Below are 16,175 nucleotides of genomic sequence, written 5' to 3' on the forward strand. Positions count from 1 at the left end.
ATCGGCCCAGGGCGGGATTATCGCAAGGGCTGACGGCGACCTCCTAATGAAATCGCCGTCACCTTGGCCTCAGCGGAACTTGCGCATCCCGCGCGGCCCCTGGCGTCCGGCGCCGGCGCGCTTGCCCAGCCAGTCCTTCCAGTCGGGCCAGTTGCGGCGACGGCCGCCGCCGTCGGCCCATTCCGGTCCCGCCTCGGCGTTGAACACCGCCACGTCGACCAGACCGCCCTGCTTGTAGTTCTGCAGCTTAACGCCCTTGCCGCGCCCCATTTCGGGCAGTTCGGCCAGGGGGAAGATCAGCGCCTTGATATTCTCGCCGATGACCGCGACGTGGTCGCCTTGCGGGTTCGACGGGATGCGCAGCATGGACAGCATCTCCCCGTTCAGCACCTGCTTGCCGCCGCGCTTTTGGGCCAGAAGCTCGTTCTCGGGCGCGACGAAGCCGTAGCCAGCCTTGGACGCCACCAGAAGCTTCGCATTCGGTTCGTGCGCCACGACATTGATAATCTCGGCTTTTTCATCGAGATCGATCATCAGACGCAGCGGCTCGCCGTGGCCGCGCCCAGAGGCCAGCTTGTCAGCGCCAATGGTGAAGATGCGCCCGTCCGAGGCCCCGATCAGCAGCTTGTCCGTGGTGAATGTCGGGACCAGGAAGGCCAGGCTGTCGCCCTCCTTGAACTTCAGTTCCGACGGGTCCTCGACCTTGCCCTTGGCGGCGCGGATCCAGCCGCGCTCCGACAGGATGACGGTGATGGCTTCGCGCGGAATGAAGGCCTCGGGCGCCACGAAGGCCGAAGAGTCCACCGCCTCGCCGATGGTCGTGCGGCGCGGCGAGATCAGGGCCTTGCGGACCAGTTCCAACTCCTTGGAGATGGCCTTCCACTGCTTGGCTTCGGACGAGGTCAGCGCCTTCAGCGCCGCAAGTTCCTCCGCCAGGGCATTGTATTCCTTGTCGATCGCCATTTCCTCGATCCGCGCCAGCTGACGCAGACGGGTGTCAAGGATGTAGTCGGCCTGAGGCTCGCTCAGACCAAACCGCGCGATCAGGACAGCCTTGGGCTGCTCCTCCTCGCGGACGATGCGGATCACCTCGTCCAGGTTGAGGAAGACGATACGCAGGCCTTCCAACAGGTGCAGCCGCTTCTCGACCCGCTCGATCCGCCACTGCGAACGGCGGTTCAGCACCACGCGGCGATGATCGAGGAAGGCTTGCAGGCAGTCCTTCAGGCCCATGACGCGCGGCGTGCCCGTGGCGTCCAGCACGTTCATGTTGATCGGGAAGCGGACCTCCAGATCGGACAGCTTGAACAGGCTCTCCATCAGCATCTCGGGCTCGATGGTGCGGTTCTTGGGCTCGAGGATCAGGCGGATGTCTTCCGCCGACTCGTCGCGGACGTCGCCCAGCAGGGGCGCCTTCTTGTTCTCGATCAGGTCGGCCAGACCCTCGATCAGGCGGCTCTTCTGCACCTGATAGGGCATCTCGGTGACGATGATGCGCCAGACGCCCCGGCCCAGGTCCTCGGTCTCCCAGCGCGCGCGCAGACGCACCCCGCCGCGACCGGTCTCATAGGCGTCCAGAATGGAGGCGTGACCTTCCACCGATACGCCGCCCGTCGGGAAGTCCGGACCCGGCACGATCTGGACCAGTTCCTCGGTCGTCGCCTCGGGCCGTTCCAGCAGCAGCTGACAGGCGTCGATCAGTTCCCCGACATTGTGCGGCGGGATCGAGGTCGCCATGCCCACGGCGATGCCCGACGAGCCGTTGGCCAGCAGGTTGGGGAAGCCCGCCGGCAGGACCAGCGGCTCTTCGTCCTGATCGTCGTAGGTGGGGCGGAAATCGACCGCGTCCTGATCGATGCCGTCCAGCAACAGGACGGCGGCGGGCGTCAGCTTGCACTCGGTGTAACGCATGGCGGCGGCGCTATCGCCGTCGATGTTGCCGAAGTTGCCCTGACCGTCCACCAGCGGATAACGCTGGGCGAAGTCCTGGGCCAGACGGACCAGGGCCTCATAGATGGAGGCGTCGCCGTGCGGGTGATAGCCGCCCATGACCTCGCCGACGACCTTGGCGCACTTGCGCGCCGCCGCCTGCGGGTTCAGCCGCATCTGGTGCATGGCGTACATGATGCGCCTGTGCACCGGCTTGAAGCCGTCGCGCACGTCGGGCAGGGCCCGGTTGGTGATCGTGGACAGGGCGTAGGCCAGGTAGCGCTTCGACAGCGCGTCGCCCATCGGCTCTTCAACGATGCGGCCGCCTTCGGGCGTCGGGGTGTGGATGGTCATGCGACTTCGAATCGGTGATCTGGACGACAAAGTCTAGCGTAGCGCACGGCTGACGCGGGGACGATCCGCGCCTATCTGTGGAGGGTCGTCGTCGAACAGGCAGGAGCCGCGCATGAAGACCGCCCTCACCGACCGCCTCAAGCTGGACCTGCCCTTCGTTCAGGCGCCCATGGCCGGGACCTCGACGCCCGAGCTGGCGGCCGCTGTTTCAAACGCCGGGGCGTTGGGCTCCATCTCCATCGCCTCGGTCGATGCGGTCGAAGGCCAACGCCAGATTCAGGCGTTGAAGGCCCTGACGACGCGGCCGATCAACATCAATGTCTTCTGCCATGCCCCGACGCCGCCCGATCCGGCGCGCGACGGCGTCTGGATCGACAGCCTGCGCCCGATCTTCGCCGGGTTCGGCGCCGCGCCGCCCGAGACCCTGAACGACATCTACCAGAGCTTCCTGACCGACGACGCCAAACTGGCCGTCCTGCTGGAGGAAAAGCCCGCCGTGGTCAGCTTCCACTTCGGCCTGCCGCAGGCGGACAAGATCGCGGCGCTGAAGGCCGTCGGCTGCGTCCTGATCGCCAGCGCCACCACGCCGGGCGAAGGCCGTCAGGCCCAGGCGGCGGGGATCGACATGGTGGTGGCCCAAGGGGTCGAGGCTGGCGGCCATCGCGGCGTCTTTGATCCCGCCGACGATCCGCGCTTCGCCACCCTGCCTCTGACGCGGCTGCTGGCGCGCGAGCTGGACATCCCGGTCATCGCGGCGGGCGGGATCATGGACGGCGCCGGGATCGCAGCCGCGCTGGTGCTGGGCGCGGCCGGCGCGCAACTGGGCACGGCCTTCGTCTCTTGCCCCGAGTCCGCCGCCAATCCGGCCTATCGCGCCGCCCTGGCCGGCCCCCGCGCCGAACGCACCCGCGTCAGCCCGGTGATCTCGGGTCGCCCCGCACGCGGGATCGAAAACGCCTTCATGCAGCGCGCCGACGAGACCCTGACCGCCGGCTATCCCTACGCCTACGATGTGGGCAAGGCGCTGAACGCCGCCGCCAGCCTGCAGGGCGACGACGGCTATGCGCCGCAATGGGCCGGTCAGGCCGCGCCGCTGACCCGCGCCCTGCCCGCCGCCGAACTGGTCGAGGTCCTGGCCCTGGAAACCCGCGCCGCCATCGGCGACCTGCAACGGCTCTTGTAACCCGACGCCATCCGAGGCGTTCATAAAGGCTAAGGCCAGAGGACGACGCCATGCTCCTGATCCTGCTGTCCTATCTGGCCGGGGCGCTGACCATTCTCAGCCCCTGCATCCTGCCGGTCCTGCCCTTTGTGTTCGCCCGCGCCGGCCAGCCCTTCATGAAGAGCGGCCTGCCCCTGCTGCTGGGCATGGCCCTGACGTTTGCAGGGGTGGCGACGCTGGCGGCGGTCGGCGGCGGCTGGGCGGTGCAGGCCAATCAGGTCGGACGCTGGATCGCCCTGGCGGTCATGGCGGTGCTGGGGCTGACCCTGGTGTTTCCGGCGCTGGCGGACCGGCTGACCCGGCCTCTGGTCGCGCTCGGCTCGCGCCTGACCGAGAAGGCCAGCGCCGAGCAGCAATCCGGCGGCGGCGTCTGGCCTTCCTTCCTGCTGGGCGTGGCGACGGGCCTGCTATGGGCGCCGTGCGCCGGGCCGATCCTGGGGCTGATCCTGACCGGCGCGGCGCTTCAGGGGGCCAGCGTCGGCACGACCTTGCTGCTGGTGGCCTACGCCGCCGGGGCCGCGACCTCGCTGGCCCTGGCCCTGCTGATCGGCGGCAAGGTGTTCCAGACGATGAAGAAGTCGTTGGGCGTCGGCGAATGGGTGCGCCGGGGTCTGGGCGTTCTGGTCCTGGTCGGCGTCGCCGCCATTGCGCTCGGCCTCGACACCGGCCTGCTGACCCGGCTGTCGAGCGGCGGCACCAACCGGATCGAACAGGGCCTGCTCAGCCGCTTCGGCGCGGGCCAGCCGACGAACGCCCCGGCCGCGCCGCTGAACGCCCTGCCCGTCGAAGGGGCCATGCCGCCGCTGACGGGGGCGACCGAGTGGATCAACAGCCCGCCCCTGACCACCGAACAGCTGCGCGGCAAGGTGGTGCTGGTCGATTTCTGGACCTACTCCTGCATCAACTGCGTGCGGACCATTCCCTATGTCCGCGCCTGGGCCGAGAAGTATCGCGATCAGGGCCTGGTGGTGATCGGGGTCCACACACCCGAGTTCGCTTTCGAAAAGTCGCCCGCCAATGTCCGCGACGCCGTGCGCCGCTTCGGCATCGCCTATCCCGTGGCCATGGACAACGACTTCGCCGTCTGGCGCGCCTTCGACAACAGATACTGGCCCGCCCATTACTTCATCGATGCCAAGGGGAACATCCGCTACCACCACTTCGGCGAGGGCGATTACGAGCACTCCGAGCGGGTCATCCAGCAACTGCTGAAGGAGGCCGGAGCTACGGGCGTCAATCAGGCTGTGGTTGAGGTGCGGGGTCAGGGCGCCGAGGCCGCCGCCGACATGGCCGAGGTCGCCTCGCCGGAAACCTATGTCGGCTATGCCCGCGCCGAGCATTTCGTCTCGCCCGGCGGCTTCGGCTTCGACGTTCGCAAGACCTATGCGGCGGCGCCTCTGAAACTGAACGACTGGAGCCTGTCCGGCGACTGGATCGTGCGGTCCGAACACGCCGACCTGCAGACGCCGGGCGGAAAGCTGGCCTTCCGCTTCAAGGCCCGCGACCTGCATCTGGTCATGGGGCCCAGCAGCATGGGCCAGCCCGTGCGTTTCCGCGTCCGTCTCGACGGCCAGGCGCCGGGCGCCGACGCGGGCGTGGACATCGACGCGCAAGGCCTGGGCCGGATCGACAGCCAGCGCCTGTATCAACTGGTGCGCCAATCGGGCGGGGCGCGCGAACGGACCTTCGAGATCGAGTTCCTCGACCCGGGCGTTCAGGTCTTCGCCTTCACCTTTGGCTAGAGCCGTCCGGCCTCGCCCAGCCGCTCGATCATCCACACCCGCGCGGGCGGCAGCGGCTTGTTCAGGGCGTGGAAGACGAACTGTTCGAGGAAGTGCCCGGTCAGGTCCAGCCCCGCCTTCACGTCGCCGTCGCCCAGGCCCGCCTGCGCCCCCAGCATGAAGGGCGGCAGGTTCAGCAGCTTGTCGGCATAGGGCGCGCCCGCCTCGCGGCTGACGGCGCGGCCCGTGCGCGGGCTGACGTAGATCAGGTCGTCCATCGATCCGGTGGCGGCGCAGCGCGACAGGTCCAGCCCAAAGCCGAGGTCTTCCAGCAGCCCCGCCTCGAACCGCACGAAGATGGCGGGCCAGACCTCGGGCATGACAAAGGCCCCCATCAGGGCCTCGAAGGCGTAGAAGGCCCCCGGATGCGCCTCGCGTTCAGGCAGCGCCCCTTGCGCCACGGCGGCGGCGGCGTTCAGCCCGACCAGGGCCAGAGGATCGTCGAACAGGGCCGCCGGCCCCTCGCCCACCGGCTCCAGTCGCGCAGACCCCAGTTGGTCCGAGGTCCGCGACCGCAGATCGACCACCACCCGCGCCCCCGCCTGCAGGAAGGGCCGCATCTTGCGCGACGCCCCGCCGGCGACATAGGCGGCGCGACGGCCATGCCGCTCGGTCAGCAGTTCGACCACCGCCCCCGTGTCGCCATGCGCCCGCGCCGACAGGACGAAGGCGTCGTCCTGAACCTCCATCAGTCGGCCTTGATCACATCGACGACAGCGCGCGCCTTGTCGTTCGGCACGGCGAAGCTGAGGACGTATTGTTCGATCTTCCAGCCGTCGTCGGTCAGGCGCAGCACGCCCGACCCGCGCGTGGTCCCATAGGCGTCGTTGTCCAGCACCTCGTCGAACCAGGCCACGCAGCGGCAGTCGATCGGGGCGATGGTCACGGTCCGCGTGACGGGCCGATAGGTCCAGCCCTTGCCCTGCGAGAAGTAGGGCATGGCGTAGGCGCGGAACTCCGGCAGGCTCCACCGCTCGGCCGCGTCCGTACCGATGAAGCGACCGTCCGTCGTGAAGGTCGCGAAATAAGCCTCCCCGTCCGCCGCTGACGCGGCGGCGTGCATGGCGTCCAGCACGCGGTTAACCGGCGCGATTTCAGCCTCCGGCGCAGGCGCGGCCTGAACCGGGACGACGGACAATTGGAGCATCATCAGGGCGGCGGTGATCATGCTGATGTTCTAGTCCTGTTCTCTCGCAAGCGAAAGCGCTGCTTCCCTTCGCCACCTCACCAGCGCTGCCCTCTTCCCTTCTCCCCTTGCGGGAGAAGGTGGCCCGTCAGGGCCGGATGAGGGGTCTCGCCGCACTTTGAACCCATGGCCGCCCCCCCTCACCCGCCCCTGCGCCTCCCCCAAAAACCCGCTCACCCCGGCGGACGCCGGGGTCCAGTCCTTTGGCTGCAACCCCCGCGCATGAAGCTCCCACTGGGTCCCGGCGTCCGCCGGGATGTGCGGTGAAAAGGCTGCGCTTTCACAACCCGCCCCGCCAATCCCTGCAAATCAGCGGGATCGCGCGACGCTCAAGCCAAACAACTCGCCGCACCTCCGACATCCCCCATCCTTCCCCCGTCCCGTCGCAAGGGAGGGCTCGCTCGGCCGGCGAACCGAAGCGGCGGCGGGAGCGGAGAGAACGGGGGTCTTGTCGAACCTCCCGCCCTCCATCGCGCGCGCCGGGCAAGGGAGCACCCAGCGGAAGGCGGCGACGGATCGGGCGGGCGGTTCTCCATGCGACGTCTCACGACAGCGCATGACGTGGTCTCAAGCAGCGCGAACGCGCGTTGGATCACAAGAAAGACAGACGCCGCAGGGGCCTAGCGACGGGGCGTTCGACCCGTCCGCCAGAGAGGTCCCGGTCAGGGTCGCGGGGGTTACGCGGACCGTTCCAGGACTGCAGGCCGGTGCAGCCTGCCCGTCATGGGCGCCGGGGGTAGCCGCAAAGAACGGCGCCTGCCCCGAGCTCATGTCCAACTCTTCGCGCGGGGGCGTCGTCCTTCGTCGAAACGGTAAACCTACATCCACTCCGGGCGAAGCCCCGGCGCCCCGCCCAGCCCTCCACCGCCCGGTTCCGCCGAGGCGGGCAGACCTGTTCCTGCTTTCCTAGAGGGAAACGACGACCGCCCCGCGCGTTCAGTCCTCCAACCCGACAACCCGGAGAGGTCCCATGAAGATCGTCACCAGCCTCAGCTTCCAGGGCCAGTGCCGCGACGCGCTGGAATTCTACGCCCGCGTGCTGGGCGGCAAGGTCACGGCCGCCTTTCCCTTCGGCGAAGGCCCGCCCGACATGCCGGTCGATCCGAAATACAAGGACTGGCTGATGCACGGCTGGCTGGAGGTCGGGGATCAGGCGATCATGGGGGCCGACATGCCGCCCGAGTTCGCGCCCAATATCGACAAGCCCAAGAACGGCTTCGACGTCTCCTATCACACCGACGACCTCGCCAAGGCGAAACAGGTCTTCGACGCCCTGTCCGAAGGCGGCAAGGTCGGCATGCCCTTCGCCGAGACCTTCTGGTCCCCCGGCTTCGGCAGTCTGACCGACCGCTTCGGCATCCCCTGGATGATCAACACTAACCCGACCGAGGACTGGACGCCCGGCGGCTGACGCCTTTGTGATCACGGACTGTTACGACCAAAGCCGTATTGGAATCAGGGTGATGCGGCGCCTATGTCCGGCCATCTCCCCGAGCCCTCCCCGGCTCCAGTCGTCAGGTTTGCGATGTCCCGCGTCCGTAACGCCGCCCTCAAGTCGAAGATCATGTCCGCCCAGGACGCCGCCGCCCTGATCCCGGCCAACTCGACCGTGGGCATGAGCGGCTTCACCGGCTCGGGCTATCCCAAGGTCGTGCCGATGGCCCTGGCCGAGCGTATCGAGGCCGTCCACGCGGCGGGCGATCCTTTCAAGCTGAAGGTCTGGACCGGCGCCTCGACCGGCCCGGAACTGGACGGCGCCCTGGCCAAGGCGGACGGCATCGAGTTCCGCCTGCCCTACAACTCCGACCCCATCGCCCGCGAGAAGATCAATCGCGGCGAGATGGAATACCTGGATATGCACCTGTCACAGGTGGCGCCGGTCGCCTGGCAGGGCTTCCTCGGCCCGCTGGAGACGGCGGTGATCGAAGTTTCGGGCATCCGCGAAGACGGCGCCCTGATCCCCTCGTCCTCCATCGGCAACAACAAGACCTGGCTGGACCGCGCCGACCAGATCATCCTTGAGGTCAACAGCTGGCAGAATGCGGCGCTGGAGGGGATGCACGACATCTACTACGGCACGGCCCTGCCGCCCGCGCGCGTGCCGATCCCGCTGACCAAGCCGACCGACCTGATCGGCGAAACGGTCTTCCGCGTCGATCCGTCCAAGATCGCCGCCATCGTCGAGACGGACAGCCCCGACCGCAACCTGCCCTTCGCCGCGCCGGACGCCAGCGCCACGGCCATCGCGGGGCATCTGATCGAGTTCCTGCAGCATGAGGTGAAGCTGGGCCGCCTGCCCGCCCATCTGCTGCCGCTGCAATCGGGCGTGGGCAATGTCGCCAACGCCGTGCTGGCGGGACTGCAAAACAGCCCGTTCGAGAACCTGACCGCCTATACCGAGGTGCTGCAGGACGGGATGCTGGACCTGCTGGACAGCGGCAAGCTGACCGTCGCCTCGGCCACCGCCTTTTCGCTCAGCCCCGAGGCCGCCGCCGATCTGAACAGCCGCATGGAGCAGTTCCGCGGCAAAATCATCCTGCGCCCGCAGGAGATCTCAAACCACCCGGAGATCATCCGCCGCCTGGGCTGCATCGCCATGAACGGCCTGATCGAGGCCGACATCTACGGCAACGTCAACTCGACCCACGTCATGGGTTCGCGCATCCAAAACGGCATCGGCGGCTCGGGCGACTTTGCGCGCAACGCCTATATTTCCTGCTTCGTCACGCCATCGACGGCGAAGGGCGGCAAGATCTCGGCCATCGTCCCCATGGCCAGCCACGTCGACCACATCACCCAGGACGTTCAGGTCATCGTCACCGAACAGGGCCTGGCCGACCTGCGCGGCCTGTCGCCCAAGCAACGCGCCCAGGTCATCATCGCCAACTGCGCCCACCCCGACTATCGCGACGCGCTCAGCGACTATTACGCCCGCGCGCTGAAGGGTTCCTACGGCCTGCAATCGCCGCACCTGCTGACCGAGGCCCTGTCCTGGCACCAGCGCTTCATCGAAACGGGGTCGATGAAGGCGTAAACCCTCTTTCCTCCCCATTCATGGGGAGGGGGACCGCGTAGCGGTGGAGGGGGGGGGGCGCAAACGTCTGCCGTCGAGACGCCCCCTCCGTCACGTCGCCTTCGGCTCCGCGCCACCTCCCCATGAAATGGGGAGGAGATCAGGGCAGCGTTTTAGCGGTTCAGTCCCGTCGGGAACGGCCGCCCCAGGGCCTCGGCCATGGCCTGCTGGCTCAGCATGAAGACCAGGTCGCGCTGGTGGTAGTTGTTGGACAGGACCACCACGGTCACGTCGGCGTCGGGCTGATAGAGGACCAGGTTGCGGAACCCGGCCCAGCTGCCTGTGTGATAGACCTGCCGGTCGCTGAAGGCCGGCCTCACCTGCTCGCCCAGACTATTGACGTAGATGCCGTAGCCATAGGCCCGGTGCGCGCGGCCTCGCTCCTTGGGCGTATCCGCCGGGGCGTGGTCTGCCACCATCTGAGCATAGGCGGCGTCGCTGAGGACATGGCCCTTATGCAGGGCCTGGTTCCACACCAGCATGTCGTCCAGCGTCGAATAGAGAGCGCCGGCGCCATAGACGACGCTGACATTGGCGATCGGCTGAGCCGCCAGACCGCCAGGGAAGTTGGCGTAGCCCATAGCCAAACCTTGCGCGTCGGCGTGAGCGTCCGATCCGGTGTCCTTCAGGCCCAGGGGCTTGAGGATGGCGTCGTTCAGATAGGTCTCGAACGGCTTGCCGCTGGCCTTGCTGACGATCTCGGCGGCCAGATTATAGGCCGCGTTGTCGTAGCGGATCTTAGTGCCCGGCTCGAACTGCAGACCATAGCGTGCCGAGGTCTCGGTCAGTTCCTGCGGCGTGCGCGGGGTGACGCGGATACGCCCCCACTCGGACTGGGCCATCAGGTCGGGGATGCCCGAGGTATGCGACAGCAGGTGATGGATCCGCAGAGGCTTCCACGCATCCGGGCAGGCCTCGATCCATTTGCAGACCGGATCATTGACCGACAGCCTGCCCTCGTCCTGCAGCTTCAGGATGGCGGCGGCGGTGAACTGCTTGGACACCGAGGCCAGGCGGAAACGGGTGTCCAGCTTCAGCGGCTGGTCGTTCTCGTAGTTCGCCTTGCCATAGACCTGACGGAACAGGACCTGATCGCCCTTGGCCACCAGAATGGCGCCCATGAACTGCTTGCGCTCGCCCAGATAGTCCAGCCGCGTCTTCAGTTGCGGCAGGGCCTCGACCACCTCGACCGGCGGCCGTTCGGGCAGCTTGGCCTTGGTCGCCGTGGCCGCCTGGGTTTCAGGCGCGATGGCGTGGACGATCCAGGCGCCGGCGCCGGCGGAAGCAAGGGCGACCGCGGCCAGGGATCCGAGGAACCAGGGCCGCCCGCCTGCGGACTTGGGAACTACAAACACGATACTGAACTACGATCCTAGACGTCGAACTCCAGCCCGAACTGGGCGTAAAGGGCGCGGCTGTCCTGCCATTTCGGGTCGACCTTGACGGTCAGGAACAGGTGAACGGGACGGTCGAGCAGCTCGATCAGCTCCTCTCGCGACTTCTGGCCGATCCATTTCAGGGTCTGGCCGCCCTTACCCAGAACGATGGGGCGCTGGCTCTCGCGCTCGACATAGATGGTCTGTTCGATGCGGGCGGAACCATCCGGCTTCTCGTCAAAGGCCGTGGTCTCGACCGCCGCCGAATAGGGCAGTTCCTCGTGAACGCGCAGATAGACCTTCTCGCGCGTGATCTCGGCGGCCAGGACCCGCACAGGCACGTCGGCTGACTGATCTTCCGGGTAGAGCCACGGCCCGGCGGGCATGGAGCGCGCCAGACGCTGCTTCAGGTCGTCCACGCCGTCGCCGCTGAGGGCCGAGATCATATAGACCTCTTCATAGACGCCGGTCTCGAACAGGCGGTGCGACAGGGCCAGAAGGGTGTCGCGGCGCATGCCGTCGATCTTGTTCAGACCCAGGATGACCTTGGTCCCCGTCGCCTTCAGGTTGGCGATGATGGTTTCGGTGTCCTCGGCCGACTTGCGGTCTGCGGGGGTGCCATCACGGCCTTCCGACGCGATATGCGAAGGCGCATCGATCAGGTGCAGCACGACGTCGGCGTCCTGCGCCCCGCCCCAGGCCGAGGCGACCATGGCGCGGTCCAGACGGCGGCGCGGGGTGAAGATGCCCGGCGTGTCCACCAGAACGATCTGGGCGTCGCCCTCGATGGCGATGCCGCGCACGGGGAAGCGCGTGGTCTGGACCTTCTGCGTGACGATCGAGACCTTGGAGCCCGTCAGCCGGTTCACCAGCGTCGACTTGCCGGCGTTGGGCGCGCCGATGATGGCGGCGAAGCCCGCGTGCTGGTTGGGGTTGAGGGTCTCGGTCAAATTACGCCTTCTCGTTTCAACAGCGCCGTGGCGGCGGCTTTTTCCGCCTCCTGACGCGAACGTCCTGTTTGTTTCACGGGGTCGAAACCGACCACCGTCGCCTCGACCACGAAGGTCGGAGCATGATCTGATCCGGTGCGTTCCACCACCCGATAAGTCGGCAGCGGACGCCCCTGGGCTTGCGCCCACTCCTGCAGAGCGGACTTGGGATTGGTCACGGCCGGGGCCGGCGGCGACGCGAACTCCTCGACCCAGGCTATGTCGAACATGGCCTTGGCCGCCGTCAGGCCGCCGTCGCGATAGACAGCCGCCAGAATAGCCTCGACAGCATCGGCGATGACTCCGGCCTTTCTGCGGCCGCCCGTCTTGGTCTCGCCCGCCGACAGGCGCAGAGCCGGGCCGACGCCCAGTCGCTCGCCCACGCGGGCGCAGGCGCTCTTGTCCACCAGGGCGTGCAGACGAGCCGACAGCTGGCCTTCGTCGGCCGACGGAAACTCGCGGATCAGCCGATCGGCGACCAGCAGGCCCAGCACCCGGTCGCCCAGGAACTCCAACCGTTCGTTATCGGCGATGGGGCGGCCTTCGACCTGACCCGCGCCCTCACCCACGCTGGCATGGGTCAGGGCCCGTTCCAGCAGGGACGGGTCGCTGAATTCATGGCCCAGCCGACGCCGAAGCGCGGCGACGGCCTCGGCCCGCACGTTCGCCATCAGTCCAGGATCTTGAAGAACCGGCTGGGACGCAGGTTGGCGAACCAACTGACCGGGTTGAACAGCGATGCCCCCGGCGACCACGAGAACATGATGATCTCGGCCTTGCCGACCAGGTTCTCAGCCGGGACCATGCCCACGCCAGCCGACATCTCGACGCGGCTGTCGATCGAGTTGTCGCGGTTGTCGCCCATCATGAAGAAGTGACCGGTCGGCACCTCATAGACAGGGGTGTCGTCCAGATCTCCGCCGGGACCGTAATCCTGGGTCATGAAGCTCTTGCCGTTGGGCAGGGTCTCGCGAAGTTGCGTAACCGGACGCGGGCCGAACATGTCGGCCAGCTCGGCCCGGCTGACGACGACGTCCTTCACCGGGGCGCCGTTGATGTAGAGCTTGTTGGCGATCATCTGCACCTTGTCGCCCGGCAGGCCGATCACGCGCTTGATGTAGTCGGTCTTGTTGTCACGCGGCAGCTTGAACACGACGATGTCGCCGCGCGTGGGGTCCTTGCCGAGGATGCGGCCGTCGAACAGCGGCGGGCTCCACGGGATGGAGTGCTTGGAATAGCCATAGGACCACTTCGACACGACGATGTAGTCGCCCTCATAGAGGTTGGGCTCCATCGAGGCCGACGGGATGGTGAAGGGCTGGAACAACAGCACCCGCAGCACGAAGGCGATCAGCAGGGCGAAGACGACGGTCTTGATGATCTCGACCGTCTCGTTGCTCGCGGACTTCTCTTTTTTCACACGTTTGGCTTTCTTGGGACGCGGCGTGGCGTAGATCGGCTTGTCGCTGTCGAGGGCTTCGGGATCGTCGCCCATGTCGAAGGGGGCGTCGCCGTCATCGCTCCAGATCGGTCGCTGCTCGGTCGGATCGATGGCAGGATTGCCGGCGCCGCCGTTCGCCTTGGGGTCGTCGCTCATGGTCTGCTCGAATCCCCCGCAGAACGCGGGGTTGGAAGCCTGAGGCGTAAAGGCTGATTACGCCACGGGCAAGGCTTCGATGACCACGAAAGCGAGAGCATAAGGGTGTTCGTCGCTGAGGGTCAGATGGATGCGCGGCTCATGCCCCGGCGGGGTCAGGCGCGCCAGGTGTTCCGCAGCGTGGCCGGTCAGGGCCAGGGTCGGCTGACCCGACTTCAGGTTCACCACCCCCATGTCGCGCCAATAGACGTCAGCGCGCATTCCTGTGCCCAGGGCCTTGGCGCATGCCTCCTTGGCCGCGAACCGCTTGGCGTAACTCCAGGCCGGGTCGGGCTTGCGGTCCGAACGGGTGCGCTCCAGTTCGGTGAAGCAGCGCTCCTTGAAACGATCACCGAACCGATCCAGCGACTTCTGGATGCGCCGAATGTCCGACAGGTCCGCGCCGACGCCGATGATCATCGGCCCGCCCCCGACACCGCCTCGTCCATCGCCGTCCGCATCCGGCGAATGGCGGCGTCCAGGCCGACAAAGACGGCCTCTCCGATCAGGAAGTGGCCAATGTTCAGTTCCTTGATCTCGGGGATGGCCAGAACCACGCTGGCCGTGGCGTAGTCCAGGCCGTGCCCGGCGTGGACCTCCAGCCCCAGGATGTCGGCCTGGGCGGCGGCGGCGGCCAGTCGGTCCAGCTCGAACGCGCGCTCGGCCGGGTCGGTCAGGTGGCAGTAGCGGCCGGTGTGGAACTCGACCACCTGCGCCCCCACGGCGGCGGCGGCCTCGACCTGGGACTCGGACGGCTCGATGAACAGGCTGACGCGGATGCCGGCGTCAGACAGAGCCTTCACCACGGGGGCGATGCGCGCCTCGTGACCGGCGACGGCCAGACCGCCCTCGGTCGTGACCTCCTCGCGCCGTTCTGGCACCAGACAGGCGGCGTGCGGACGGTGACGCAGGGCGATGGCCAGCATCTCCTCCGTCACCGCCATCTCGAAGTTCAGCGGCTTGTTCGCGCGGCGGCACAGGGCCGTCAGCACGTCGATGTCGGCGTCGGTGATGTGGCGGCGATCTTCGCGCAGGTGGGCGGTGATGCCGTCCGCCCCCGCCGCCAGCGCCGCCTCGGCCGCGCGGGCCGGATCGGGATGGGCGCCGCCGCGCGCGTTACGAACAGTGGCGACGTGGTCGATGTTGACGCCCAGACGAACCCGCTCGCGCTTCATCCCGTTCTCTTTCTTCTTACTTGGCCAACGTCTTACTTGGACAGCCGGCGGCTGCCCGGATCCTCGACCGGCAGAGCGGCCAGTTCGGGCGGCAGGGCGTCGGCCGGATAGGCCGGCACGTCCAGCGTCGCCAGGGCGATCAGCGGCACGCCCACGTCGGCCCGTCCGCCCGAGCGATCGACGATGCAGGCGGCGGCGACGACTTCGCCCCCGGCCTTCTGAATGGCGGCGATGCACTCGCGCGACGACAGGCCGGTGGTGACGATGTCCTCGACCATGACGACCTTCTCGCCCGGCTCGACGGTGAAGCCGCGGCGCAGCTTGAACTCGCCGCCTTCGCGCTCGACGTAGAGAGAGCGCACGCTCAGGTGCCGCGCCGTCTCATAGCCGGGGATGATGCCGCCGACGGCGGGCGAGATGGCCACATCGACCGGGCCGACCGTGGCGACGATCTTGTCGGCCAGAGCCTTGCACAGGCGCTCGCAGCGGCGCGTGTCCATGAAGACCAGGTTCTTCTGCAGGAAGACCGGGCTGTGCAGGCCGGATGACAGGACGAAATGGCCTTCGCGCAGGGCGCCGGCGTCGCGGAATTCGTTGAGGACGTCTTCAGTGTTCATGAGAGCGTCCCTTAGACCCTGGAACCTTCGCCCTCAAGCGACCGATCTACGTCAGGTCGCAGTTCGGCTTCACTCCACCTTCCAGCAGCTTCTCCCAGACCGCCTCGGCGTCGTCGGCGAAGGTGAACAGCGCCATGTCCGAGGCCTTGACCATGCCGTGTTCGATCAGGGTGTCGAAGTTGATGACCGAGCGCCAATAGGCCTCGTCGAACAGGACGATGGGGATCGGCGGCGCCTTGTCGGTCTGGCGCAGGGTCAGGATCTCGAACAGTTCGTCCAAGGTGCCGAAGCCGCCGGGGAAGACCACCAGACCATTGGCCCGCATGGCCAGATGCATCTTGCGCATGGCGAAGTAGTGGAACTGGAAGGTCAGTTCCGGCGTCGACCAGGGGTTGGGGACCTGCTCGTGCGGCAGGGTGACGTTGAAGCCGATGGATGGAGCGCCCGCTTCGTGCGCGCCCTGATTGGCGGCCTGCATGATGCCCGGCCCGCCGCCTGTGGCGATGACGTTGTCGCGTACCTCGCCCGGCGAGCCGCGGAAGGCCCCGCCCCGCTCAGAGGCGATGCGGCCGAACAGACGCGCCTGCTCGTACCAATAGGCGTGGCGCCCGCCGCCGTTGGCGCCGACGCGGGCGCTGCCGAACACCACCAGGGTCGAACGCACGCCCCAGGCCTTCAGCGCCTCCTCGGCCTTCTCATACTCCATCAGGAAGCGCACGCCGCGCATCGACTCGCCCAGCAGGAAGTCCTGATCCAGGGCGGCCAGACGATAGGAGGGCGACGCCAGTTGAGCGGCGTTGGCGAGAGCTTGCTGTTCGGGAGACATTTCGGCCTTCA

General features: G+C 67.5%; 15 protein-coding genes. 4 read left to right on the forward strand and 11 right to left on the reverse strand.

Going from position 1 to position 16,175, the window contains the following annotated elements; genetic code table 11:
* Positions 1-69: 69 nt before the first annotated feature.
* Positions 70-2,283 (reverse strand): DNA topoisomerase IV subunit A, encoded by a 2,214-nt coding sequence (parC, locus tag ACR9FL_RS10535; protein ID WP_436355536.1) that lies wholly within the window; start codon positions 2,281-2,283, stop codon positions 70-72.
* A 112-nt stretch (positions 2,284-2,395) separates the two neighbouring features.
* On the opposite strand from parC, the gene ACR9FL_RS10540 reads away from it, so the two are divergent.
* Positions 2,396-3,466, forward strand: coding sequence for an NAD(P)H-dependent flavin oxidoreductase (locus ACR9FL_RS10540; RefSeq protein ID WP_436355537.1), 1,071 nt, complete (start codon positions 2,396-2,398; stop codon positions 3,464-3,466).
* A 50-nt stretch (positions 3,467-3,516) separates the two neighbouring features.
* On the forward strand, positions 3,517-5,247 hold the full coding sequence (locus ACR9FL_RS10545) for a cytochrome c biogenesis protein DipZ (RefSeq protein WP_436355538.1): 1,731 nt from the start codon (positions 3,517-3,519) through the stop codon (positions 5,245-5,247).
* On the opposite strand, the gene recO is transcribed toward ACR9FL_RS10545, so the two are convergent.
* Together recO and ACR9FL_RS10555 are read right to left on the reverse strand one after the other, a co-directional pair.
* A complete protein-coding gene (gene recO, locus ACR9FL_RS10550) occupies positions 5,244-5,975 on the reverse strand; it encodes a DNA repair protein RecO (RefSeq protein ID WP_436355539.1) in 732 nt (243 codons plus the stop codon). The genes ACR9FL_RS10545 and recO overlap by 4 nt on opposite strands.
* Positions 5,975-6,454 (reverse strand): nuclear transport factor 2 family protein, encoded by a 480-nt coding sequence (locus ACR9FL_RS10555; RefSeq protein ID WP_436355540.1) that lies wholly within the window; start codon positions 6,452-6,454, stop codon positions 5,975-5,977. Before ACR9FL_RS10555 ends, recO begins: the two co-directional genes overlap by 1 nt.
* A gap of 988 nt (positions 6,455-7,442) precedes the next feature.
* Here ACR9FL_RS10555 and ACR9FL_RS10560 point away from each other — a divergent pair.
* Both ACR9FL_RS10560 and ACR9FL_RS10565 read left to right on the forward strand, forming a co-directional pair.
* Complete coding sequence (locus tag ACR9FL_RS10560) at positions 7,443-7,883, forward strand: VOC family protein (protein WP_436355541.1); 441 nt, start codon at positions 7,443-7,445, stop codon at positions 7,881-7,883.
* Positions 7,884-7,997: 114 nt separating this feature from the next.
* Positions 7,998-9,506, forward strand: a complete 1,509-nt coding sequence (locus ACR9FL_RS10565) for an acetyl-CoA hydrolase/transferase family protein (protein WP_436355542.1) — start codon at positions 7,998-8,000, stop codon at positions 9,504-9,506.
* A 152-nt stretch (positions 9,507-9,658) separates the two neighbouring features.
* Here the strand turns inward: ACR9FL_RS10565 and ACR9FL_RS10570 are convergent, their stop codons facing one another.
* The 8 genes from ACR9FL_RS10570 to ACR9FL_RS10605 are packed head-to-tail and all read right to left on the reverse strand — an operon-like array spanning position 9,659 to position 16,164.
* Positions 9,659-10,900, reverse strand: a complete 1,242-nt coding sequence (locus ACR9FL_RS10570) for a serine hydrolase domain-containing protein (RefSeq protein WP_436355543.1) — start codon at positions 10,898-10,900, stop codon at positions 9,659-9,661.
* A 17-nt stretch (positions 10,901-10,917) separates the two neighbouring features.
* Positions 10,918-11,871, reverse strand: a complete 954-nt coding sequence (gene era, locus ACR9FL_RS10575; RefSeq protein WP_436355544.1) for a GTPase Era — start codon at positions 11,869-11,871, stop codon at positions 10,918-10,920.
* A complete protein-coding gene (gene rnc, locus ACR9FL_RS10580; protein WP_436355545.1) occupies positions 11,868-12,581 on the reverse strand; it encodes a ribonuclease III in 714 nt (237 codons plus the stop codon). Before rnc ends, era begins: the two co-directional genes overlap by 4 nt.
* On the reverse strand, positions 12,581-13,507 hold the full coding sequence (gene lepB / locus ACR9FL_RS10585) for a signal peptidase I (protein WP_436355546.1): 927 nt from the start codon (positions 13,505-13,507) through the stop codon (positions 12,581-12,583). The genes rnc and lepB overlap by 1 nt, the downstream gene beginning before the upstream one ends.
* 57 nt (positions 13,508-13,564) lie before the next feature.
* Positions 13,565-13,966 carry a holo-ACP synthase gene (acpS, locus tag ACR9FL_RS10590; RefSeq protein WP_296177501.1) on the reverse strand — a complete coding sequence of 134 codons (402 nt, stop codon included), beginning with the start codon at positions 13,964-13,966 and terminating at the stop codon, positions 13,565-13,567.
* Entirely contained in the window at positions 13,963-14,721 is a 759-nt protein-coding gene (locus tag ACR9FL_RS10595; protein WP_296177499.1) for a pyridoxine 5'-phosphate synthase, read from the reverse strand. Before ACR9FL_RS10595 ends, acpS begins: the two co-directional genes overlap by 4 nt.
* A 32-nt stretch (positions 14,722-14,753) precedes the next feature.
* A complete protein-coding gene (gene pyrE / locus ACR9FL_RS10600) occupies positions 14,754-15,338 on the reverse strand; it encodes an orotate phosphoribosyltransferase (RefSeq protein ID WP_436355547.1) in 585 nt (194 codons plus the stop codon).
* Between the two features lie 46 nt (positions 15,339-15,384).
* Complete coding sequence (locus tag ACR9FL_RS10605) at positions 15,385-16,164, reverse strand: TIGR00730 family Rossman fold protein (RefSeq protein ID WP_436355548.1); 780 nt, start codon at positions 16,162-16,164, stop codon at positions 15,385-15,387.
* Positions 16,165-16,175: the final 11 nt, after the last annotated feature.

Source organism: Brevundimonas sp. CEF1 (genome assembly GCF_051353055.1).
Lineage (GTDB): Bacteria > Pseudomonadota > Alphaproteobacteria > Caulobacterales > Caulobacteraceae > Brevundimonas.